Genomic DNA, 17,593 nt, shown 5'->3' with positions numbered 1-17,593 from the left:
ACCGTGACGCCGGTGTGACGCAATCACAAAAAAGCCCGTTCTTACAACGGGCTTTTTTTATTATTACGTTTATATTCGATTATCCAAACGATCTGCTTTCGATAACGAAAGGCATCACGCAAAGGCTTGGCGCTGCTTTTGGTGACCGGCATAATCGGCCCGGTTTGCTTGGTCATATGCTGCAGCGCCGCGGCTATGTGCCTGTCGCCAATAACGAAAGAGGATCGACGCGTGACTTTGTGGTTTCTGATTTTTCTGAGCGTACTCCAGGGTGTGACTGAGTTGTTCCCGGTCAGCAGTCTTGGACATACGCTCCTGGTGCCCGGCCTGATCGGGATGCACATCGATAAACACGCGCCGCAGTTGTTGCCGTTCCTGGTCGCGTTGCATCTGGGTACGGCGCTCGCGCTGCTGTGGTACTTCCGCAAGCGCTGGATTGCGCTGATCAAGGGGTTTATCGGATCGATCAGCGGCCGCAAGAACGCTGATGGCCACATGATGTGGGCGCTGATCATCGGCACGATTCCGACGGGCATCGTCGGGCTGGTGCTTGAAAAGCGGCTCGAAGCGCTGTTCCACGATCTTCGGATCGTCGCGGCTGCGCTGATGGTGAACGGCGTGCTGTTGTGGCTCGGAGACAGGCTGACGCGTGCGCGCGCTGAGCGTGCGCCGGAAGACCTCACGTTCAGGCAGGCGTTCCTCGTGGGCCTCGCGCAGATCGGCGCGCTGATTCCGGGCTTTTCACGCAGCGGGCTGACGATTATCGCGGGCGTCGGCGCCGGCATGAGTTCGGAGAAAGCGGCGGAGTTCTCGTTCCTGCTGGGCACGCCGATCATCTTCGCCGCTGGCGTGCTTGAATTGCCGAAGCTGTTCCACGCACCGGATCAACTCTTCGATGCTCTTCTCGGCGGCGTACTGACGGGAATCGCGGCGTACCTGAGCGTGCGTTTCCTGATGCGTTACTTCGAAGGCCGCGGCCGGCTGGCGGCATTCGGCTTGTATTGCGTGGTCGCGGGCGCTTTTTGTCTTGGCTGGTTCATGCTGCATCCGCAACCGGTTTAAGGGAATTGGACTGCATTCGGATGGGCGAGGTCTCGGAATGAGGCCTCGCATCCTTTCGATGAGGTAAAATCCCGGATCATCTGCAACGCGGCAGTAGCTCAGCTGGATAGAGCATCGGCCTTCTAAGCCGAGGGGCGGGGGTTCGAGTCCCTCCTGCCGTACCAGGACCTCGGGTTCATCTCAACGCCTTCGGCGTGCGAAACCTGAGCATGTTGTCCAGCAGGGATCCGCACCCGATCAAAACGTTGCGCCTACCGCGCTGACAGCGCATCCTGGTCCCGCCACACGTTGTCCTTCACCGTCACCGCCTTCGGAATCAGCTTTGCGCGATAGAACGTATCCGCGACGCCTTGCTGGGTCGTGACAATCTTCTCGTCGATGGGCGTGGCCGCGTACGGCACCCGTCGTATCCACGTTTCCACCAGCCCCGCATCAAGCCCGATTTTCGGCGCAAGCAACGCCGCCGTATCCGCGGGGTGCTGCGTGACCCACGCGCCGGTGGCGCGCAACTGATCGAGCACGGCGCGCACCGCTTGTGGATTTTGGGTGGCGAAACTGCGCGTGGCCTCGTAGAAATTGAACGGCTTCGGCAACCCGGTGTAGTCAGCGAGCGTGCGCACCGTCAACGCCTTCTGCGCGGCGGCGTAATACGGATCCCAGACGATCCAGGCATCGACATCGCCGTTTTCGAAGGCCGCACGGGCGTCCGCAGGCGCGAGATAAACCGGCTGGATATCGTCAAGTTTCAAGCCTGCTTTCTGCAGTACGGCAAGCAGCAGGAAGTTCGAACTCGATCCCTTTTGCAACGCGATGCGCCGGCCTTTCAGCTCGGCAAGCGAATGAATCGGCGAATTGGGTTTGACGAACAGCGCCTCGTTGGTTTCTCCGCCAGGCTCCGCGCCGACATACACGAAATTCACGCCCGCAGCCTGCGCGAAAATGGGAGGCGGTGCGCCGGTATAGCCGAAATCTATGTTGCTTGTATTGAGCGCCTCGAGCAGTTGCGGCCCGGCGGGAAACTCATACCAGCTGACCGTGTAGCCGAGCGGCTTGAGCTTTTGTTCGAGCGAACCCTGTGCCTTGAGCACGGCAAGCAAACCGGCCTTCTGAAAACCGATCCGCAATTGCTTCGCGGGCGCACTCGCCGCGTCTTGTGCAGAAGCCGGCAGCGGCGACAAAGCGAACGCAGCAGCCAACCACAGCCCTGATAACGACAACGACAGACCCAGCTTTTTCATGGAGATTTCCGTGGAAGAAGAAATATTGCTGACCATAGCGGCGATGGGTTTGCGCGTCGAATAATCGATGCTTCGAAGCTAATGACGGAATACGCGAAACGGACATGCTGAAATATTCGAAGATAAAAAAGGGCAGCCGAAGCTGCCCTTGGTTCATGCCGGGTTGCGATAGCTCTATGGAGCGAGTTGCCGGCATAAAACCACCAGCGTGAGCAACGCGCCGATAAAGAACGCGCCGCCTATGGCGGTCATCACGCGCGGCCAGATTGACGGCTGCGTGGCGCCGCGCGGGTCGGGAACATAGGAGCAGGCCGACCATTCGGACCGCTCAGGCCGTCTGGCGAGCATCCGGTCCATCGCTATGAGTCCCTTGGGCATCGTGGCCGCACACGCGATAATGGCGATGCACAGCCACTCGCAAAACGTGGGCGCCTGGGTGGCAGCGAGAAGGGTGTCCATGATCGGAATCGAAGCGTAGTCGGCAAGCTTTCGATCTTAGTTTTCCGTCTCCCATGCCTCCATCGGACACTTCTGAGATAGTCCTGAATTGCTCTGAAGATCAGAGCACATGGCCATTTGGCGGACGTGGGACGCTTGCAAAGTCCTTATGTCCTCATGCTATCCTCGACGCCAGATGATCGTGATTTATCAGCCGATCCTGAGCGTTCGTGACTTTTTTGAAACGCGACGATGGCAACGGGCGAAATTCAATATCAATACCAACGAGGGAGAGTGTTTCATGTCATACCCATCTGGCGCGCTCAAGCGCGTCTCCGTGCGACTCGCGGTGCAATTGATAGCAAGCTGTGTTGTGCTTGCCGGCGGCGCGGCGTACGCGGCCAACCTCGGGTTTCTCAACAACACGCCGATTACGTACATGAAGCAGCGTGATTTGCAGGCGCTCAATCAGGCGGCGCACACGGCGCTCGACACCAAGCAAGACGGCGAGTCGCTCGACTGGAACAACGAAGGCGCGGGTAATTCGGTTGCCATCAACGGCACGATTACGCCGTCGGATACGAAGAAGGACGCCGACCGTACGTGCCGCAAGCTCACCATGGTGGCTCACGCCAAAGGCCAGACGCAGACCTGGTCTCCCATCGTCTGCAAGCCGGATGGCGGTAAATGGGCATTGTTGAAACAGTGAGCTGTTTTAGCCAGCCTGAAGTTTCCTGTCACGCGGTATCGCGAATCCGGAAGGCCGCTTAAATGGCTGACCGGACGGTTTCGTGCGGTGTCGTGATCCTTAACACGCAAGGCGACGTGTTGTTATGTCACGCGACCGAGACGTCGCACTGGGATATCCCGAAAGGCCAGGGTGAGGCGGACGAACAACCCGTGGACGCGGCGTTGCGGGAACTCGTGGAAGAGACGGGGATCGTGCTGAAGGCGGAGCGGTTGAAGGACCTGGGCCGGTTTGTTTATCGCCGGGACAAGGACCTGCATCTGTTCGCGGTGCGAGTGACCGACGACGAAGTGAAGCTGGAAGAGTGCGTCTGCGAATCGTATTTTCCGCGTCGCCGGGACGGTACGATGATCCCCGAAATGGATGGGTACAGGTGGGTCACACCGGCCGATCTCGATCAGTTCGCAAGCCGCAGCCTCGCGCGCTTGTTTCAGACCACGCTGTCGCTGACTGAACTGCACCAGACGCTCGCCTGAGCCGGAAGGCTTGGGCCAGACGCCGTGGGTCACCATTGACTAGTTATCGGAGCCCTGGTCGTTCGGATTGGCGAACAGCGCTTTCATTTCCGGCGACAAGGGGAATCGCAAGTTGATGTTGTCGGGGGGAATGGCCTGCATGAACCACCGGTTGTAGAGTCGTTCGGCTTCGCCTGAGCGCTGCATGCCGGCAATCACGTCATCGGCCAGTTTCTTGAAGACCGGATCGCCCTTGCGCATGATGCATGCGTAGGGCTCCCGCGCGAGCGACTCGCCGGTGACCATATACTCGTTTCGAGCCGGACCTTCCTGAGCTATCTTTCCGTATAGCAACGGATCATCCATCACGAAGGCCACGGCACGGCCGGTTTTCACTGCATCGAAAGCTTCTGCATGGTCTTTCGCACTGATGATTCGCAGATTCAGTTTCCGGTTCAGCGATAGTTCCCGCAGCAACTGTTCATCGGAGGTTCCCGCTGTGGTCGATACCGTTTTGCCGACGAGGTCCGCGTAGTTGCGGATGCCGGACTTGCGCTTCACCACCATCCGGACGCCGTAAACAAAGAAGCTGTTCGAGAACGAGACCCATTGCTCACGGTCACGAATATGAGAGGTCGACCCGCACTCCAGGTCGATCTGGTGATTCACCATATACGACAATCGGGTCGAGGATGTCACGACCACCGTGCTCACGGCGAGCCGGGGCGTTTGCAAGCGGAGGCGGACTTCATCGACGATCTTGAGCGCAATGGCCTGTGAATAGCCGATGGGCTGGCCTTTCGCGTCCAAATAGGAGAAGGGGACCGATGACTCACGCACGCCCAGGATGATCGTGTTGTTCTCGGCGATCTTCCGTAACGTAGGCGAGGATAGGTCCACTGTGCTTGCGAAAGCCGCTTGCGCCGCGAACAGCGGCGCAAGCGCGCACGACACGTGCAACGCGCGGACGAACGGCCTTGGCAAGGTGCGTTGCAAAGCATCCCCCACAACAATGTGCGAGCGTCCGTCGGGACGCGCCGATAATTTTAAGCCGGCTTGGACCAGCTATCGCGCAGGCTGACGATGCGATTGAACACCGGCATGCCGGGTTTCGAATCGATCCGGTCGGCGACGAAATAGCCGTGACGTTCGAACTGATAACGATCTTCGGCGTTTGCCTCGCGTGCGCCGGGTTCGAGGTAAGCGCGCACGATGCGCTTCGAGTCCGGGTTCAGCGCATCGAGAAATTCCGCGCCGCCGGCGCCCGGCTGCGGTTCCTTGAACAGGCGGTCGTAGATCCGTACTTCGGCTTCATACGCACCTTCTGCGCTGACCCAGTGAATGGTGCCCTTGACCTTATAGCCGTTTGCGCCTTCGGTGCCGGACTTGCTGTCGGGGAGATAGGTGCAATGTACGGCCGTGATGTTGCCGTGCTCGTCCTTGTCCGCGCCCGTGCATTCCACGACGAAGCCGTACTTCAGCCGCACCTTGTTGCCGGGGAACAAACGGAAATAGCCTTTCTTCGGTACTTCCTGGAAGTCTTCGCGCTCGATCCACAATTCCCGCGAAAACGGAAATTCGCGGGTGCCGCGCTCAGGATGATGCGGATGAACGGGCGCGCTGCACGTTTCGCTCGTGCCTTCCGGATAGTTGTCGATGATCAGTTTCAGCGGGTCCAGCACCGCGATTGCGCGCGGCGCTTTTTCGTCGAGATCATCGCGCAATGCGCCTTCCAGCACGCTCATGTCGATCCACGAATCCACCTTCGTCACCGCCACGCGGTCGCACATGAGCCGGATGCTTTCCGGCGTGAAACCCCGGCGCCGTACCCCCACGATAGTCGGCATGCGTGGGTCGTCCCAGCCGTCGACGTGATTTTCCGTGACCAGTTGCAGCAGTTTGCGCTTGCTGGTGATGGCGTAGGTCAGGTTCAGCCGGGAGAACTCGATTTGTTGCGGCAGCGGGCGGGTGAACTTGCCGTCATCGGCGAGCTGGTTCAGGAACCAGTCGTACAGCGGACGGTGATCTTCGAACTCGAGCGTACACAGCGAATGCGTGATGTTTTCCAGCGCGTCCGACACACAGTGCGTGTAGTCGTACATGGGGTAGACGCACCATGTGTCGCCGGTCCGGTAATGATGCGCAAAACGAATCCGGTAGATGACAGGATCGCGCATGTTGAAATTCGGCGACGCCATGTCGATCTTCGCGCGCAGCACGTGCTCGCCTTCCTTGAACTCGCCTGCTTTCATGCGGCGGAACAGGTCCAGGTTCTCTTGCGGCGTGCGGTCGCGGAACGGTGAATTCGTGCCGGGCTCCTGGGCCGAGCCGCGTGTGAGGCGCATCTCTTCGGCCGACTGGCTATCGACATAAGCCTGGCCGCGTTCGATCAGCAGCTCGGCGAATTCGTAGAGCTGGTCGTAGTAGTCGCTGGCGAAGTACAAATGTTCAGTGCCGTCCTTGTTCCAGTCGTAGCCGAGCCACTTGACGGCGTCGATGATGGAATCCACGTATTCGACGCTTTCCTTTTCCGGATTCGTGTCGTCGAAACGAAGGTGGCAGACGCCGCCGTAATCACGCGCGATGCCGAAATTGACGCAAATGCTCTTCGCGTGACCGATGTGCAGGTAGCCGTTCGGCTCGGGCGGAAAACGAGTTTCGACCCGCTGCGACCATTTGTCGTTGCGATTGTCTTCGTCAATGATATTGCGGATGAAATTGGTTACCGCCGGGGCGTCGTTGCGATCGGTGTTCATGCGAGAAAGAGAGAGCGGACGAGGGCGCTAGCGTTGAAGACTTGCAGCTTGCGTTCGGTAAGACTTATCTGGTCTTTCGATTCTACCTTAGCGAGAGGGGGAGGACAGCGCGCGCCCGGATTTCGCCGCGATGCGCGGCGCGGCTGCGACATCCGGGGGCCGCAGGCGATGGTCGAGCGGTTGTTACCAAGGCATGCGTTTTGGATACGGTTTGTATCCAGCGTAACGGGACGTAAATCGATTTGTCGAGATTGTTAGGAGGATTTTAAGATAGCCTCGCGTTCCGAAATAATGAAATTGAAAGGTTTGGGGCGTGAGTGGTATCGACGATAAAAAGGACAATCTCATCATGAGCAAGATCACGCGGGTTTCTTTCCAGGTTGCACGGGTCGCGGCAATCGGTGTGTTTATCGCGTCGCTTTCGGCCTGCGCGATGAACCGTACGCAGGCGCATGCGGGCATTGGCGCCGCGGCCGGCGGGGCTTTGGGCTATGTGCTGACCGGCGGTCCGCTCGGGACGGTGGCGGGCGCGGCGGCGGGTGGCTTGATTGGGGCAGGGGTGAGGTAAGAACGGGGCTTTCTCGATCGGATTGCATCTTTGTGTTTGTGCCGGTGGACGGCATCGGGGTGGCGGGGTGCGCGGGCTGTGTCGGTGCGAGCGAAAACCCCTTCCAAACCCCGTATAATCGACAATCCCATTTTGACACCCGGCCCTCGCGCGCAGCGACGATAAGTCAGAAGCGTCAGAAGCGCCGCCGCCGTACAAAACAGCAGACCCGCACGCCATGAAAGCCGCCGACATCCGCGAGAAATTCCTAAAGTTCTTTGAATCGAAGGGCCACACGATCGTGCGCTCGTCCAGCCTCGTGCCGGGCAACGATCCCACGCTGCTCTTCGTGAACTCAGGCATGGTGCAGTTCAAGGACGTTTTCCTTGGCACCGAAAGCCGGCCGTATTCGCGCGCCACGACCTCCCAGCGCAGCGTGCGCGCAGGCGGCAAGCACAACGACCTCGAAAACGTCGGCTACACGGCCCGCCATCACACGTTCTTCGAAATGCTGGGCAACTTCTCGTTCGGCGACTATTTCAAGCGCGACGCGATCCACTATTGCTGGGAATTGCTGACCAAGGTCTACGGCCTACCCGCCGACAAACTCACGGTCACCGTCTACCAGGAAGACGACGAAGCGTTCGCCATCTGGGAAAACGAAATCGGCGTGCCGAAAGAGCGGATCATCCGCATCGGGGACAACAAGGGTGCGCGCTACGCATCGGATAACTTCTGGACCATGGGCGACACCGGCCCGTGCGGACCGTGCTCGGAAGTGTTCTACGATCACGGCCCGGAAATTTGGGGCGGTCCGCCGGGATCCCCGGAAGAGGACGGCGACCGCTTCATCGAGATCTGGAATCTCGTGTTCATGCAGTTCAATCGCGACGTCTCGGGCAACATGACGAAGTTGCCCAAGCAGAGCGTGGACACCGGCATGGGCCTCGAACGCCTCGCCGCCGTGCTCCAGCACGTGCACAGCAACTACGAGATCGACCTGTTCCAGACGCTGATCAAGGCCGCCGCTCGCGAAACGAATACGGCCGACCTCACCAACAATTCGCTGAAGGTGATCGCGGACCATATCCGCGCGTGCTCGTTCCTGATCGTCGATGGAGTGATTCCGGGCAACGAAGGCCGCGGCTATGTGCTGCGCCGGATCGTGCGCCGCGCCATCCGCCACGGCTACAAACTCGGCCGCAAGGGCGCGTTTTTCCATAAACTCGTGGCAGATCTGGTCGAGGAAATGGGCTCGGCCTACCCGGAACTCAAGGACGCGCAAACTCGCGTGACCGACGTTCTGCGCCAGGAAGAAGAGCGTTTCTTCGAGACGATCGAACATGGCATGTCGATGCTCGAAACCGAACTCGCCACGCTCGACGCCAAGGGCTCGAAGCAACTGGACGGCGAACTCGCGTTCAAGCTCCATGACACATTTGGCTTCCCACTGGACCTGACCGCGGACGTTTGCCGCGAGCGCGGCATCACCGTTGACGAAGCCGCCTTTGACGAAGCCATGGCGCGTCAACGTGAACAAGCGCGCTCGGCCGGCAAGTTCAAGTCGGCGCAAGGCCTGGACTACGCCGGCGACAAAACCACGTTCCACGGCTACGAAGACGAAGTCTTCGACGACGCCAAAGTGATCGCGCTTTACGTCGACGGTGCATCGGTGAAAGAAGCGCAGGTCGGCCAGCAAGCGGTCGTCGTGCTCGATCACACGCCGTTCTACGCCGAATCCGGCGGTCAGGCGGGCGATCAGGGCGTGCTCGCGAACGCCGCGGTGCGCTTCGCCGTCGCCGATACCCTCAAGGTCCAGTCCGACGTCGTTGGTCATCACGGCACGGTTGAGCAGGGCGCGCTGAAAGTGGGCGACGTGGTGAAGGCGGAAATCGATACGGTTCGCCGTGTTCGCACCGCCCGGAATCACTCGGCTACGCACTTGATGCACAAGGCGCTGCGGGAAGTGCTCGGCAGCCACGTGCAGCAAAAAGGTTCACTCGTCGATCCGGACAAGACGCGCTTTGACTTCGCGCACAACGCGCCCATGACCGACGAGCAGATTCGTCGCGTGGAAGAAATCGTTAACGCCGAAGTACTGGCCAACGCGCCAGGTATCGTGCGTGTCATGCCTTACGACGAAGCCGTCAAGGGCGGCGCAATGGCGCTGTTCGGCGAGAAATACGGCGACGAAGTGCGCGTGCTCGACCTTGGTTTCTCGCGCGAACTTTGCGGCGGCACGCACGTGCATCGCACGGGCGACATCGGCTTGTTCAAGATCGTGATGGAAGGCGGCGTGGCGGCAGGGATTCGCCGCGTGGAAGCGATCACCGGCGACAACGCCGTGCGCTTCGTGCAGGAACTCGATGCGCGGATCAACGCGGCGTCCGCCGTGCTGAAAGCGCAGCCGTCCGAACTTACGCAGCGCATCACGCAGGTTCAGGAACACGTGAAGGCGCTGGAAAAGGAGCTCGGCGCGCTGAAGTCGAAGCTCGCGTCCAGCCAGGGCGATGAACTCGTGTCGCAGGCAGTTGAGATCGGTGGCATCCATGTGCTGGCGGCGCAGTTGCCGGGCGCGGACAGCAAGACACTGCGCGAAACCGTCGATAAATTGAAGGACAAGCTGAAGAATGCGGCGGTCGTTCTGGCAGCCGTCGATGGCGGCAAGGTCAGCCTGATTGCGGGTGTGACGCCGGAAGCATCGAAGAAAGTGAAAGCCGGTGATCTGGTGAACTTTGTCGCGCAGCAAGTCGGCGGCAAGGGCGGTGGACGGCCGGATATGGCGCAGGCTGGTGGTACCGAGCCGGAGAATCTTGCTGCTGCGCTCGCTGGCGTGAATGACTGGGTGAAGGGAAAGCTCTAAGCGGTTCAGCTTTTACGCGCATTCGTTGCTTGAAGAAGCCCGTTCTGAGGTCAACTTCGAACGGGTTTTTTTGCGTCTGCGAGAAGCGGGCTTTTAGTGAGACTTTGAAACACGGCTGCCACTTTCACCCGTGAAAACCGCAAGCAAAACGACAGGTACGGGACTTGCCATTCAGTAGTCAGCGCAGGCATGAAGCCTTGCGCGTCGACTAGAAAAAGGATCTGTCTCATGAATCGAAAACTCGTCACACTCGTCGCCGCTTCCTCGATGTTTTTCGCCACGGGTGCCGTCTATGCCAAAGGATGTCTGGAAGGCGCGGCGGTAGGCGGCGTGGCGGGACACGTTGCAGGCAAGCATGGAGCGGTGGGCGCAGCCGGCGGTTGCGCAATCGGTCATCACGAAGCAAACAAGAAGGACAAGAAGGCGCAGCAAGCGGCCGGATCTGATCAACCCGCCAGCAAGTAAAAACGCAAAGCGGTCAGGGAACAGGGGACAAGCAGGCACGGCCACGGCAGTTATTGACGTCTCCGCGTGATCACGCACGAAACGTTAAAATGACGGCCACACTTACCATCGCCTTGGCCACCCTGACCGCATGCAACATTTTGCCTCCGACAACTACGCCGGCATCTGCCCCGAAGCGCTCACCGCGCTGATCGAAGCCAACAATAGCGGCCACGAGCCGGCCTACGGCGACGATTCGTGGACCCAGGGCGTCTGCGATCGCATCCGCGACCTGTTCCAGACCGACTGCGAAGTCTTCTTCGTCTTTAATGGCACGGCAGCCAATTCGCTGGCGCTTGCATCGCTTTGCCAGTCGTATCACTCGGTGATTTGCCACGAGCTCGCGCACATCGAAACCGATGAATGTGGTGGCCCCGAATTTTTCTCGGGCGGCTCGAAGTTGCTGACGGCCCCGGGTATCGACGGAAAGCTTACGCCGGATGCTATTGAAGCCATCGTCACGCGTCGCGCCGACATTCATTATCCGAAGCCCAAGGTCGTCACGCTGACGCAGTCCACCGAAGTGGGCACCGTCTACAGCGTGGAAGAGATTCGCGCGATCGCGGCGATCGCGAAACGCCGCCATCTGAAGGTGCACATGGACGGCGCACGGTTTGCGAACGCGGTTGCTTCGCTGAATGTGCATCCGTCGGAAATCACGTGGCGCGCGGGCGTCGATGTGCTGTGTTTCGGCGGCACGAAGAACGGCCTGCCGGTCGGCGAGGCGGTGATTTTCTTCGATAAGGCGCTGGCCGTCGACTTTGCATATCGGTTGAAACAGGCTGGGCAACTGGCGTCGAAGATGCGGTTTATATCGGCGCCCTGGCTTGGGTTGCTCAATAACGATGTGTGGCTGCGCAATGCGCGTCACGCAAATGCCATGGCGCAATTAATGGCCGAGCGGCTGGAAGGCATAGAAGGCGTGAAGGTGATGTTCAAACCGCAGGGCAACGCGGTGTTCGCCGAGCTGCCGCCGGCTGTTGCACAAGCGCTGCGTAACAAGGGCTGGAAGTTTTATCAGTTCATCGGCTCGGGCGGCTGCCGGCTGATGTGTGCTTGGGACACGCTGCCGGAAACGGTGGAGCAGTTTGCTGGTGAAGTCCGCGCGCTGTGCTCGGCCCATTGACCTTTTGCACTCCCTGACCCCAGACCATGATCGAATACCATTTCTGTCCTCGCGATGCCAACAAGCTGGTCGAACGTGCCGATGTAAGCCATGAAGGCGGTCGCGTGCGGCTCGCGTGTCCGGACCCGGAATGCGGCTTCGTGCACTGGAATAATCCGCTGCCGGTGGTCGCGGCGATCGTGGAGTACGAGGGCAAGATCCTGCTCGCACGCAATGCCGCGTGGGTCGAAGGCATGTTCGCGCTGATCACGGGTTTTCTCGAGAACGGCGAGACGCCCGAGGAGGGCATCGCGCGGGAAGTGCTCGAAGAAACGTCGCTGGTGGCGCAATCGGTGGAACTGGTTGGCGTGTATGAATTCATCCGCAAGAACGAACTGATCATCGCGTATCACGTGAAGGCGAACGGGACCATCAGCCTGTCGCCGGAATTGCTTGAATATCGGCTGGTCGAGCCGGCGAAGCTAAGGCCATGGCGCGCAGGAACCGGCCACGCCGTGGCGGAATGGATGCGCCAGCGGGGCCTGGCCGTGGAGTATGTGGACCGGCCGGGGCAGTAACCGCTCGCAAGGCCCGCTCAAACATGGCGTCCGCGCGGATTGACGGACTCCCGCCGGACTCCTAACATACCTGACGCTTCGCTTAACTGCGTCAACCAACTGCGTCAACCGCGGACACACGCCATGGCCTTCATCTTCTACGTCACCCACATCCACCTCGGTTACGACGCGCTCGCTATGCTCGATAGCGAATGCACACGCGTCGGCATCAAACGGCCGCTGATTATCACGGACAAAGGCGTGCTGGCCGCAGGGCTGGTATCGCAAACCGTCCAGGCGCTGGACCTGGATGCGGGCGCAGTTCCCATCTTCGATGACACCCCGTCGAACCCGACCGAAGCAATGGTGATGAAAGCCGCCGCGCTCTACAAAAGCGAAGGTTGCGATGGCCTGATCGCCGTGGGCGGCGGTTCGTCCATCGATCTGGCGAAGGGCGTCGCGATCATGGCGACGCATGCGGGGACGCTGACGGAATACGCGACCATCGAAGGCGGCAGCAACAAGATCACCGCTGAGGCAGCGCCGCTGATTGCTGTTCCGACGACGTCGGGCACCGGCAGCGAAGTGGCGCGCGGGGCGATCATCATTCTCGACGACGGCCGCAAGCTCGGCTTTCACTCGTGGCATCTGCTACCCAAGTCGGCTGTCTGCGATCCGTCGCTGACGCTTGGCTTGCCGCCCATGCTTACCGCTGCAACGGGCATGGATGCGATCGCGCATTGCATCGAAACATTTCTTGCCCCGGCGTTCAATCCGCCTGCGGACGGCATCGCGCTGGATGGGCTGGAGCGCGCGTGGGCATCCATTGAGCGGGCGACGCACGACGGCCAGGATCGCGATGCACGCCTGAACATGATGAGCGCATCGATGCAGGGCGCGATGGCTTTTCAGAAGGGCTTGGGCTGCGTGCATTCGCTGTCGCATCCGCTGGGTGGCTTGGTCGTGAACGGGCGCACCGGGCTGCATCACGGAACGCTGAATGCGGTTGTTCTGCCGGCCGTGCTGCGCTTCAACGAAAGCGCGCCGAGCGTGGTCGCCGACAAGCGTTTTGCACGCATGCGCCGAGTGATGAATCTCGCCGCCGATGCCGATATCGCTCAAGCCGTCCACGACATGACCGAGCGTCTCGGGCTGCCAACGCGTCTTTCGCAAATGGGCGTCGAGCAGGACATGTTCGATAAGGTGATCAAGGGCGCGCTGGCCGATCATTGCCACAAGACCAATCCGCGCGAAGCGAGTGCGGATGATTATCGGCGGATGCTGCAGGAGTCGTTCTGATTCATGAGCCGCCCAGTCCCCACGAAACGCGCGGATTATCCGCATTTCCTGTCGATCGATACGCGATGGTCCGATAACGATCTCTACGGCCACGTGAACAACGTGGTGTATTACAGCTACTTCGATACGGTCGTGAACGAGTATCTGATCCGGCACGGCGCGCTGGATCTGCAAACCGGCAAGACGATCGGACTCGTGGTCGAAACGCACTGCAGCTACTTCGCCTCTCTTGTGTTTCCTGAGCGTATCCATGCGGGCTTGCGCGTGGCCCGGCTCGGCACCACGAGCGTGCATTATGAAGTGGGGATCTTCAGCGCCGAGTCGGAGCAAGCCGCGGCGCAGGGGCATTTTGTGCACGTCTATGTCGATCGCGATACACGTCGACCGGTACCCTTGCCGGACGCGTTGCTTGCAGCGCTCAAGCCGCTCGTGAACGGTTAGTTCGATTAGTTCGGATAACGTGACTTCGTTCGTTCAGTGGTTCGCGATCAACCTTCTGAACGGAGTGAGCGTCGGGTTGCTGCTGTTCATGCTGTCGGCGGGATTGACGCTGATCTTCAGCATGATGGGCGTGCTCAACTTCGCGCACGCGAGCTTTTATATGCTCGGCGCGTATGTGGGTTATGCGTTGGCCGCGCACGGGGGCTTCTGGTTTGCGCTGGTTGTGTCACCTTTGCTCGTTGGCGCGATGGGCGGCTTGTTCGAGCGTTTCCTGTTGCGCCGGATTGAAACGCGCGGCGCGCTCGCCGAGCTTCTGCTGACGTTCGGTGCGGCTTATCTGATCGCTGAAGCCGTTAAGCTTGTCTGGGGCCTTGCGCCCATCAACGCTGCTATTCCTCCCTCTCTCGATGGTCCGTTGTTCACGCTCTTCGGCGCTGCCTTTCCTCGATATCGCGCTTTCATGATGGGTGTGTCGCTGGCTATGCTGCTGGCCTTGTATGCGGTGCTGCGGGTATCGCGGATAGGGCTCGTGGTGAGGGCTGCGCTTACTCATGCGGCGACTGTCGAGACTCTCGGGCACAACGTGCCGCGTGTGTTCACGCTGGTGTTTGCGAGCGGCACCGCGCTCGCTGCGCTCGCCGGTGTGATCGGTGCGCCGCTGTTCGTGATCGAGCCTTCGATGGCGGAGAACATCGGCCCTATCGTGTTTGTTGTCGTGGTCGTCGGTGGGCTCGGGTCGATCGGCGGCGCGCTCGTGGCATCGCTTCTGATCGGATGCGTGCAGACGTTTGCCGTCGGGACTACGTTGTCGCTCGCGAACGTTGCTCGGTTCGCGGGCGCTTCGTTGCCGTCTGCGTGGGCATCGTTGAGTGTCGCGCAGATTGCGCCCGTGCTGCCGTATATGCTGCTTGTCGCGATGCTTGCGCTGCGTCCACGCGGGTTGTTCGGGCAGCGTGGCGATGACGATGTTTAACTCACGCATCACTGTGCGTCAGGCGCTTCCTTGGCTGTTGCTCGTGGCCGGTCTTGCGTTGCCGCCGGTCTTCACTTCGCAAAGCTGGCTGCTCGCCTACCTTGCGCAAACGGCGACCATGATCGTGTTCGCGCTCTCGTTCAATCTGCTGCTTGGCGAAACGGGGTTGCTGTCTTTTGGACACGCCGTGTACGCGGGTCTTGGTGCATTCGCCGCTGCTCGATTCTTCAATCAATACTCTGTGCCGCTGCCGTTTTTACCATTGATCGCCGGCGTATCGGCGGCGCTCGTAGCGGTCGTATTCGGTTTCTTTTCAACGCGCCGTGCCGGTACGACATTCGCCATGATCACGCTTGGTATCGGCGAACTTACGGCCGCTGGCGTGTGGCTCGTGCCGGGATGGTTCGGCGGCGAGGGTGGCGTTTCCATCGACCGGGCGAGCGGTCCTGTCATCTTCGGTTTGAACTTCGGTGCGTCGAGCGAGGCTTATGCGCTGATCGCCGGGTGGTGTGTGCTGGCATGCATCGCCATGTTCGTCTTCTCGCGCACGCTGTTCGTGCGGGTCGCGAACGCGGTCCGCGATAACCCCGTACGTGCTGCTGCGATCGGCTTCGATCCGCGCCGCGTACGCTTCACGATGGTGATCGTGGCGGCATTTTTCGCGGGCGTGGCGGGCGGGCTGGGGCTGATCAATGTGGAGTTGGCATCGGCGGAAGGAGTCGGGCTCGCGCGCTCGGGAAGCGTGCTGATCGCAGCGGTGATCGGTGGCACCGCGACATTCTTCGGGCCGGTGCTGGGCGCCGTGGTGCTGACGTTTTTCAGCTTGGCGGTGGCGAATGTGTCGTCGGCGTGGGTAGCATATCTTGGGATGTTTTTTGTTTGGGTTGTGGTGGTGGCGCCCAAGGGATTGATGGGGCTTATTGCTGCACGATTACGTGAGGGCTACAGGGCTATTGCGTTTGCTCTGTGCGCGTCGGGAGCATGGCTGCTGGCGATAATCGTAGCCACCGAACTCGCCTACGCATTGCAATTCGATAGTCATGGCGATGGCCTTGCGCACATCGCGGGTTTCCTGCTTGATGGACGGCATGTTGCTCCCTGGTGTGTAGCATTCTTCAGCGCTGTTCTTGCCCTTCTGTTCAGCCGGCAAGCACGGAGCGCACGATGAACAACGCGCTCGAACTGAATCAGATCATGAAGCGTTTCGGCGCAACGCAGATCCTTCGCGGCGTCGATCTAAGTATTCGCGAAGGCGAGCGCCATGCGTTGATCGGTCCCAACGGCGCGGGCAAGTCCACCCTGTTCGACCTGATCTCGGGACGCACGCAACCCACAAGCGGCCACGTTGCGTTGAACGGGATCGACGTGACCGGAATGCCGGCTCATCGGCTGGGACGCAAGGGCCTTGCGCGCAGCTTCCAGGCCACGAGCGTGTTCACCGGTCTCACCGTTCGCGATAACGTCCGTTGCGCGGTGCTCGGCTCTCGCGTGGCGACCTGGAAGGATCGATGGTTCAGTTCGAGCGTGATCGACCAGAAGGTGCAGCGTGTGATGACGGCTATCGGTCTTGCCGATCGTAGCGATGCACTCGCGACCAGCCTCAGCTATGCCGAGTTACGCGCACTGGACCTAGGCCTCGCGCTCGCTACGGGCGCGTCCGTGCTGTTACTCGATGAACCCACCGCCGGCATGAATCGCGCGGAGGCCGCACGTGCACTGGCGTTGATTCGCGAGACAACGCAAGGCAAGACCTTGTTGATAGTGGAGCACGATATGGAAGCGGTGTTCGCACTCGCCGATCGCATTTCAGTGCTTGTGCAAGGGCGCATTATCGCGACGGGGACGCCTGCTGACATTGCTGCGGATCCCGTGGTTCGCTCAGCCTATCTAGGCGAAACGCCATGACGATGCTGCTTGAAATCGATCACCTAAACGCATGGTATGGCGCGAGTCATGTGCTGCATGGTGTGAGCTTGCGTGTTGGCGAAGGCGAGATCGTAGCCTTGGCAGGGCGCAACGGTTCAGGACGTTCGACGCTCGCCAAAGCGCTGATGGGACTCGTGCAAGCGCAAGGGGCGGCTATCTTTCGCGGGGTATCGATGCTGGGAAAACGCCCTTATGCAATCGCGCGGATGGGCGTGGGCTACGTGCCCGAACAACGCGATGTTTTCCCGACGCTCAGCGTGAGAGAAAACCTGCAACTCGGCATGAAACGAGGCGGGTCGCGTTTCACCATCAACGACGCGCAGCAACTTTTTCCCGTGCTGCAGGAACGTGCTGCCGTGAAGGCGGGGAGGTTATCAGGAGGCGAGCAGCAAATGTTGGCGCTTGCCCGGACCTTGATGGGTGATCCGTCGTTAGTGATCGTCGATGAACCGACGGAAGGGCTCGCGCCACAGGTCGTGGCGCAAGTTGCTTCATGCATGAAGACCTTGCGAGATCGAGGCGTGGCGATTCTATTGATCGAACAACGCATGGGCATTGCGCGAGACCTGGCCACGCGCGTCGCCGTGATGGGTCACGGCAGAATCGTCTTCGATGACACGCCCGTCGCACTTGCAGCGAACGAGCGCGTGTTCAACGAATGGCTTTCCGTCGGCGGTTAAG

The 17,593-nt window shown here is 60.2% G+C and carries 19 protein-coding genes and 1 tRNA gene; 16 read left to right on the top strand and 4 right to left on the bottom strand.

Annotated elements, in window-relative coordinates:
- Window positions 1-14 precede the first annotated feature (14 nt).
- The 3 genes from ACSOSP_RS07415 to ACSOSP_RS07405 all read left to right on the top strand — a co-directional run bounded on the left by ACSOSP_RS07415 (window position 15) and on the right by ACSOSP_RS07405 (window position 1,226).
- Entirely contained in the window at window positions 15-281 is a 267-nt protein-coding gene (locus ACSOSP_RS07415; RefSeq protein WP_455310360.1) for a hypothetical protein, read from the top strand.
- Entirely contained in the window at window positions 232-1,062 is an 831-nt protein-coding gene (locus ACSOSP_RS07410; RefSeq protein WP_455310359.1) for an undecaprenyl-diphosphate phosphatase, read from the top strand. Before ACSOSP_RS07415 ends, ACSOSP_RS07410 begins: the two co-directional genes overlap by 50 nt.
- Window positions 1,063-1,149: 87 nt before the next feature.
- Window positions 1,150-1,226, top strand: a tRNA-Arg gene (locus ACSOSP_RS07405).
- An 87-nt stretch (window positions 1,227-1,313) separates the two neighbouring features.
- On the opposite strand, the gene ACSOSP_RS07400 is transcribed toward ACSOSP_RS07405, so the two are convergent.
- Together ACSOSP_RS07400 and ACSOSP_RS07395 are read right to left on the bottom strand one after the other, a co-directional pair.
- A complete protein-coding gene (locus tag ACSOSP_RS07400) occupies window positions 1,314-2,300 on the bottom strand; it encodes a sulfonate ABC transporter substrate-binding protein (protein ID WP_455310358.1) in 987 nt (328 codons plus the stop codon).
- A gap of 174 nt (window positions 2,301-2,474) precedes the next feature.
- Window positions 2,475-2,759, bottom strand: a complete 285-nt coding sequence (locus ACSOSP_RS07395) for a hypothetical protein (RefSeq protein ID WP_455310357.1) — start codon at window positions 2,757-2,759, stop codon at window positions 2,475-2,477.
- Window positions 2,760-3,039: 280 nt separating this feature from the next.
- Between ACSOSP_RS07395 and ACSOSP_RS07390 the strand changes: the two genes are divergently transcribed.
- Window positions 3,040-3,447, top strand: a complete 408-nt coding sequence (locus ACSOSP_RS07390; RefSeq protein ID WP_455310356.1) for an RT0821/Lpp0805 family surface protein — start codon at window positions 3,040-3,042, stop codon at window positions 3,445-3,447.
- Window positions 3,448-3,509: 62 nt separating this feature from the next.
- Window positions 3,510-3,962 carry an NUDIX domain-containing protein gene (locus ACSOSP_RS07385; RefSeq protein WP_455310355.1) on the top strand — a complete coding sequence of 151 codons (453 nt, stop codon included), beginning with the start codon at window positions 3,510-3,512 and terminating at the stop codon, window positions 3,960-3,962.
- A 39-nt stretch (window positions 3,963-4,001) separates the two neighbouring features.
- Here ACSOSP_RS07385 and ACSOSP_RS07380 read toward each other — a convergent pair whose 3' ends face one another.
- Window positions 4,002-4,925, bottom strand: coding sequence for a transporter substrate-binding domain-containing protein (locus ACSOSP_RS07380; RefSeq protein ID WP_455310354.1), 924 nt, complete (start codon window positions 4,923-4,925; stop codon window positions 4,002-4,004).
- A 62-nt stretch (window positions 4,926-4,987) separates the two neighbouring features.
- Window positions 4,988-6,697, bottom strand: coding sequence for a glutamine--tRNA ligase/YqeY domain fusion protein (locus tag ACSOSP_RS07375; protein WP_455310353.1), 1,710 nt, complete (start codon window positions 6,695-6,697; stop codon window positions 4,988-4,990).
- Between the two features lie 349 nt (window positions 6,698-7,046).
- Here ACSOSP_RS07375 and ACSOSP_RS07370 point away from each other — a divergent pair, with 349 nt between their 5' ends.
- The 11 genes from ACSOSP_RS07370 to ACSOSP_RS07320 all read left to right on the top strand — a co-directional run bounded on the left by ACSOSP_RS07370 (window position 7,047) and on the right by ACSOSP_RS07320 (window position 17,592).
- Window positions 7,047-7,265 carry an ornithine acetyltransferase gene (locus ACSOSP_RS07370; protein ID WP_455310352.1) on the top strand — a complete coding sequence of 73 codons (219 nt, stop codon included), beginning with the start codon at window positions 7,047-7,049 and terminating at the stop codon, window positions 7,263-7,265.
- A gap of 217 nt (window positions 7,266-7,482) precedes the next feature.
- Window positions 7,483-10,107, top strand: coding sequence for an alanine--tRNA ligase (alaS, locus tag ACSOSP_RS07365; RefSeq protein ID WP_455310351.1), 2,625 nt, complete (start codon window positions 7,483-7,485; stop codon window positions 10,105-10,107).
- Window positions 10,108-10,374: 267 nt separating this feature from the next.
- On the top strand, window positions 10,375-10,572 hold the full coding sequence (locus ACSOSP_RS07360) for a hypothetical protein (RefSeq protein ID WP_455310878.1): 198 nt from the start codon (window positions 10,375-10,377) through the stop codon (window positions 10,570-10,572).
- 130 nt (window positions 10,573-10,702) lie between these two features.
- On the top strand, window positions 10,703-11,737 hold the full coding sequence (locus tag ACSOSP_RS07355) for a threonine aldolase family protein (protein WP_455310350.1): 1,035 nt from the start codon (window positions 10,703-10,705) through the stop codon (window positions 11,735-11,737).
- A gap of 26 nt (window positions 11,738-11,763) precedes the next feature.
- A complete protein-coding gene (locus ACSOSP_RS07350; RefSeq protein WP_455310349.1) occupies window positions 11,764-12,294 on the top strand; it encodes an NUDIX domain-containing protein in 531 nt (176 codons plus the stop codon).
- A 123-nt stretch (window positions 12,295-12,417) separates the two neighbouring features.
- Complete coding sequence (locus ACSOSP_RS07345) at window positions 12,418-13,572, top strand: iron-containing alcohol dehydrogenase (RefSeq protein ID WP_455310348.1); 1,155 nt, start codon at window positions 12,418-12,420, stop codon at window positions 13,570-13,572.
- Between the two features lie 3 nt (window positions 13,573-13,575).
- Complete coding sequence (locus tag ACSOSP_RS07340) at window positions 13,576-14,013, top strand: acyl-CoA thioesterase (protein ID WP_455310347.1); 438 nt, start codon at window positions 13,576-13,578, stop codon at window positions 14,011-14,013.
- A gap of 88 nt (window positions 14,014-14,101) precedes the next feature.
- Window positions 14,102-14,986 (top strand): branched-chain amino acid ABC transporter permease, encoded by an 885-nt coding sequence (locus ACSOSP_RS07335; RefSeq protein ID WP_455310876.1) that lies wholly within the window; start codon window positions 14,102-14,104, stop codon window positions 14,984-14,986.
- Complete coding sequence (locus ACSOSP_RS07330) at window positions 14,973-16,154, top strand: branched-chain amino acid ABC transporter permease (RefSeq protein WP_455310346.1); 1,182 nt, start codon at window positions 14,973-14,975, stop codon at window positions 16,152-16,154. The genes ACSOSP_RS07335 and ACSOSP_RS07330 overlap by 14 nt, the downstream gene beginning before the upstream one ends.
- The gene (locus ACSOSP_RS07325) at window positions 16,151-16,891 is read left to right on the top strand and encodes an ABC transporter ATP-binding protein (protein ID WP_455310345.1); all 741 of its coding nucleotides are present in this window, start codon (window positions 16,151-16,153) and stop codon (window positions 16,889-16,891) included. Before ACSOSP_RS07330 ends, ACSOSP_RS07325 begins: the two co-directional genes overlap by 4 nt.
- Window positions 16,888-17,592, top strand: coding sequence for an ABC transporter ATP-binding protein (locus ACSOSP_RS07320; RefSeq protein ID WP_455310344.1), 705 nt, complete (start codon window positions 16,888-16,890; stop codon window positions 17,590-17,592). Before ACSOSP_RS07325 ends, ACSOSP_RS07320 begins: the two co-directional genes overlap by 4 nt.
- Window position 17,593: the final 1 nt, after the last annotated feature.

The sequence above is a fragment of the Caballeronia sp. KNU42 genome (genome assembly GCF_053760385.1).
Note: the sequence above shows the minus strand (reverse complement) of the source record. Positions and strands in the feature narration are given on the sequence as shown.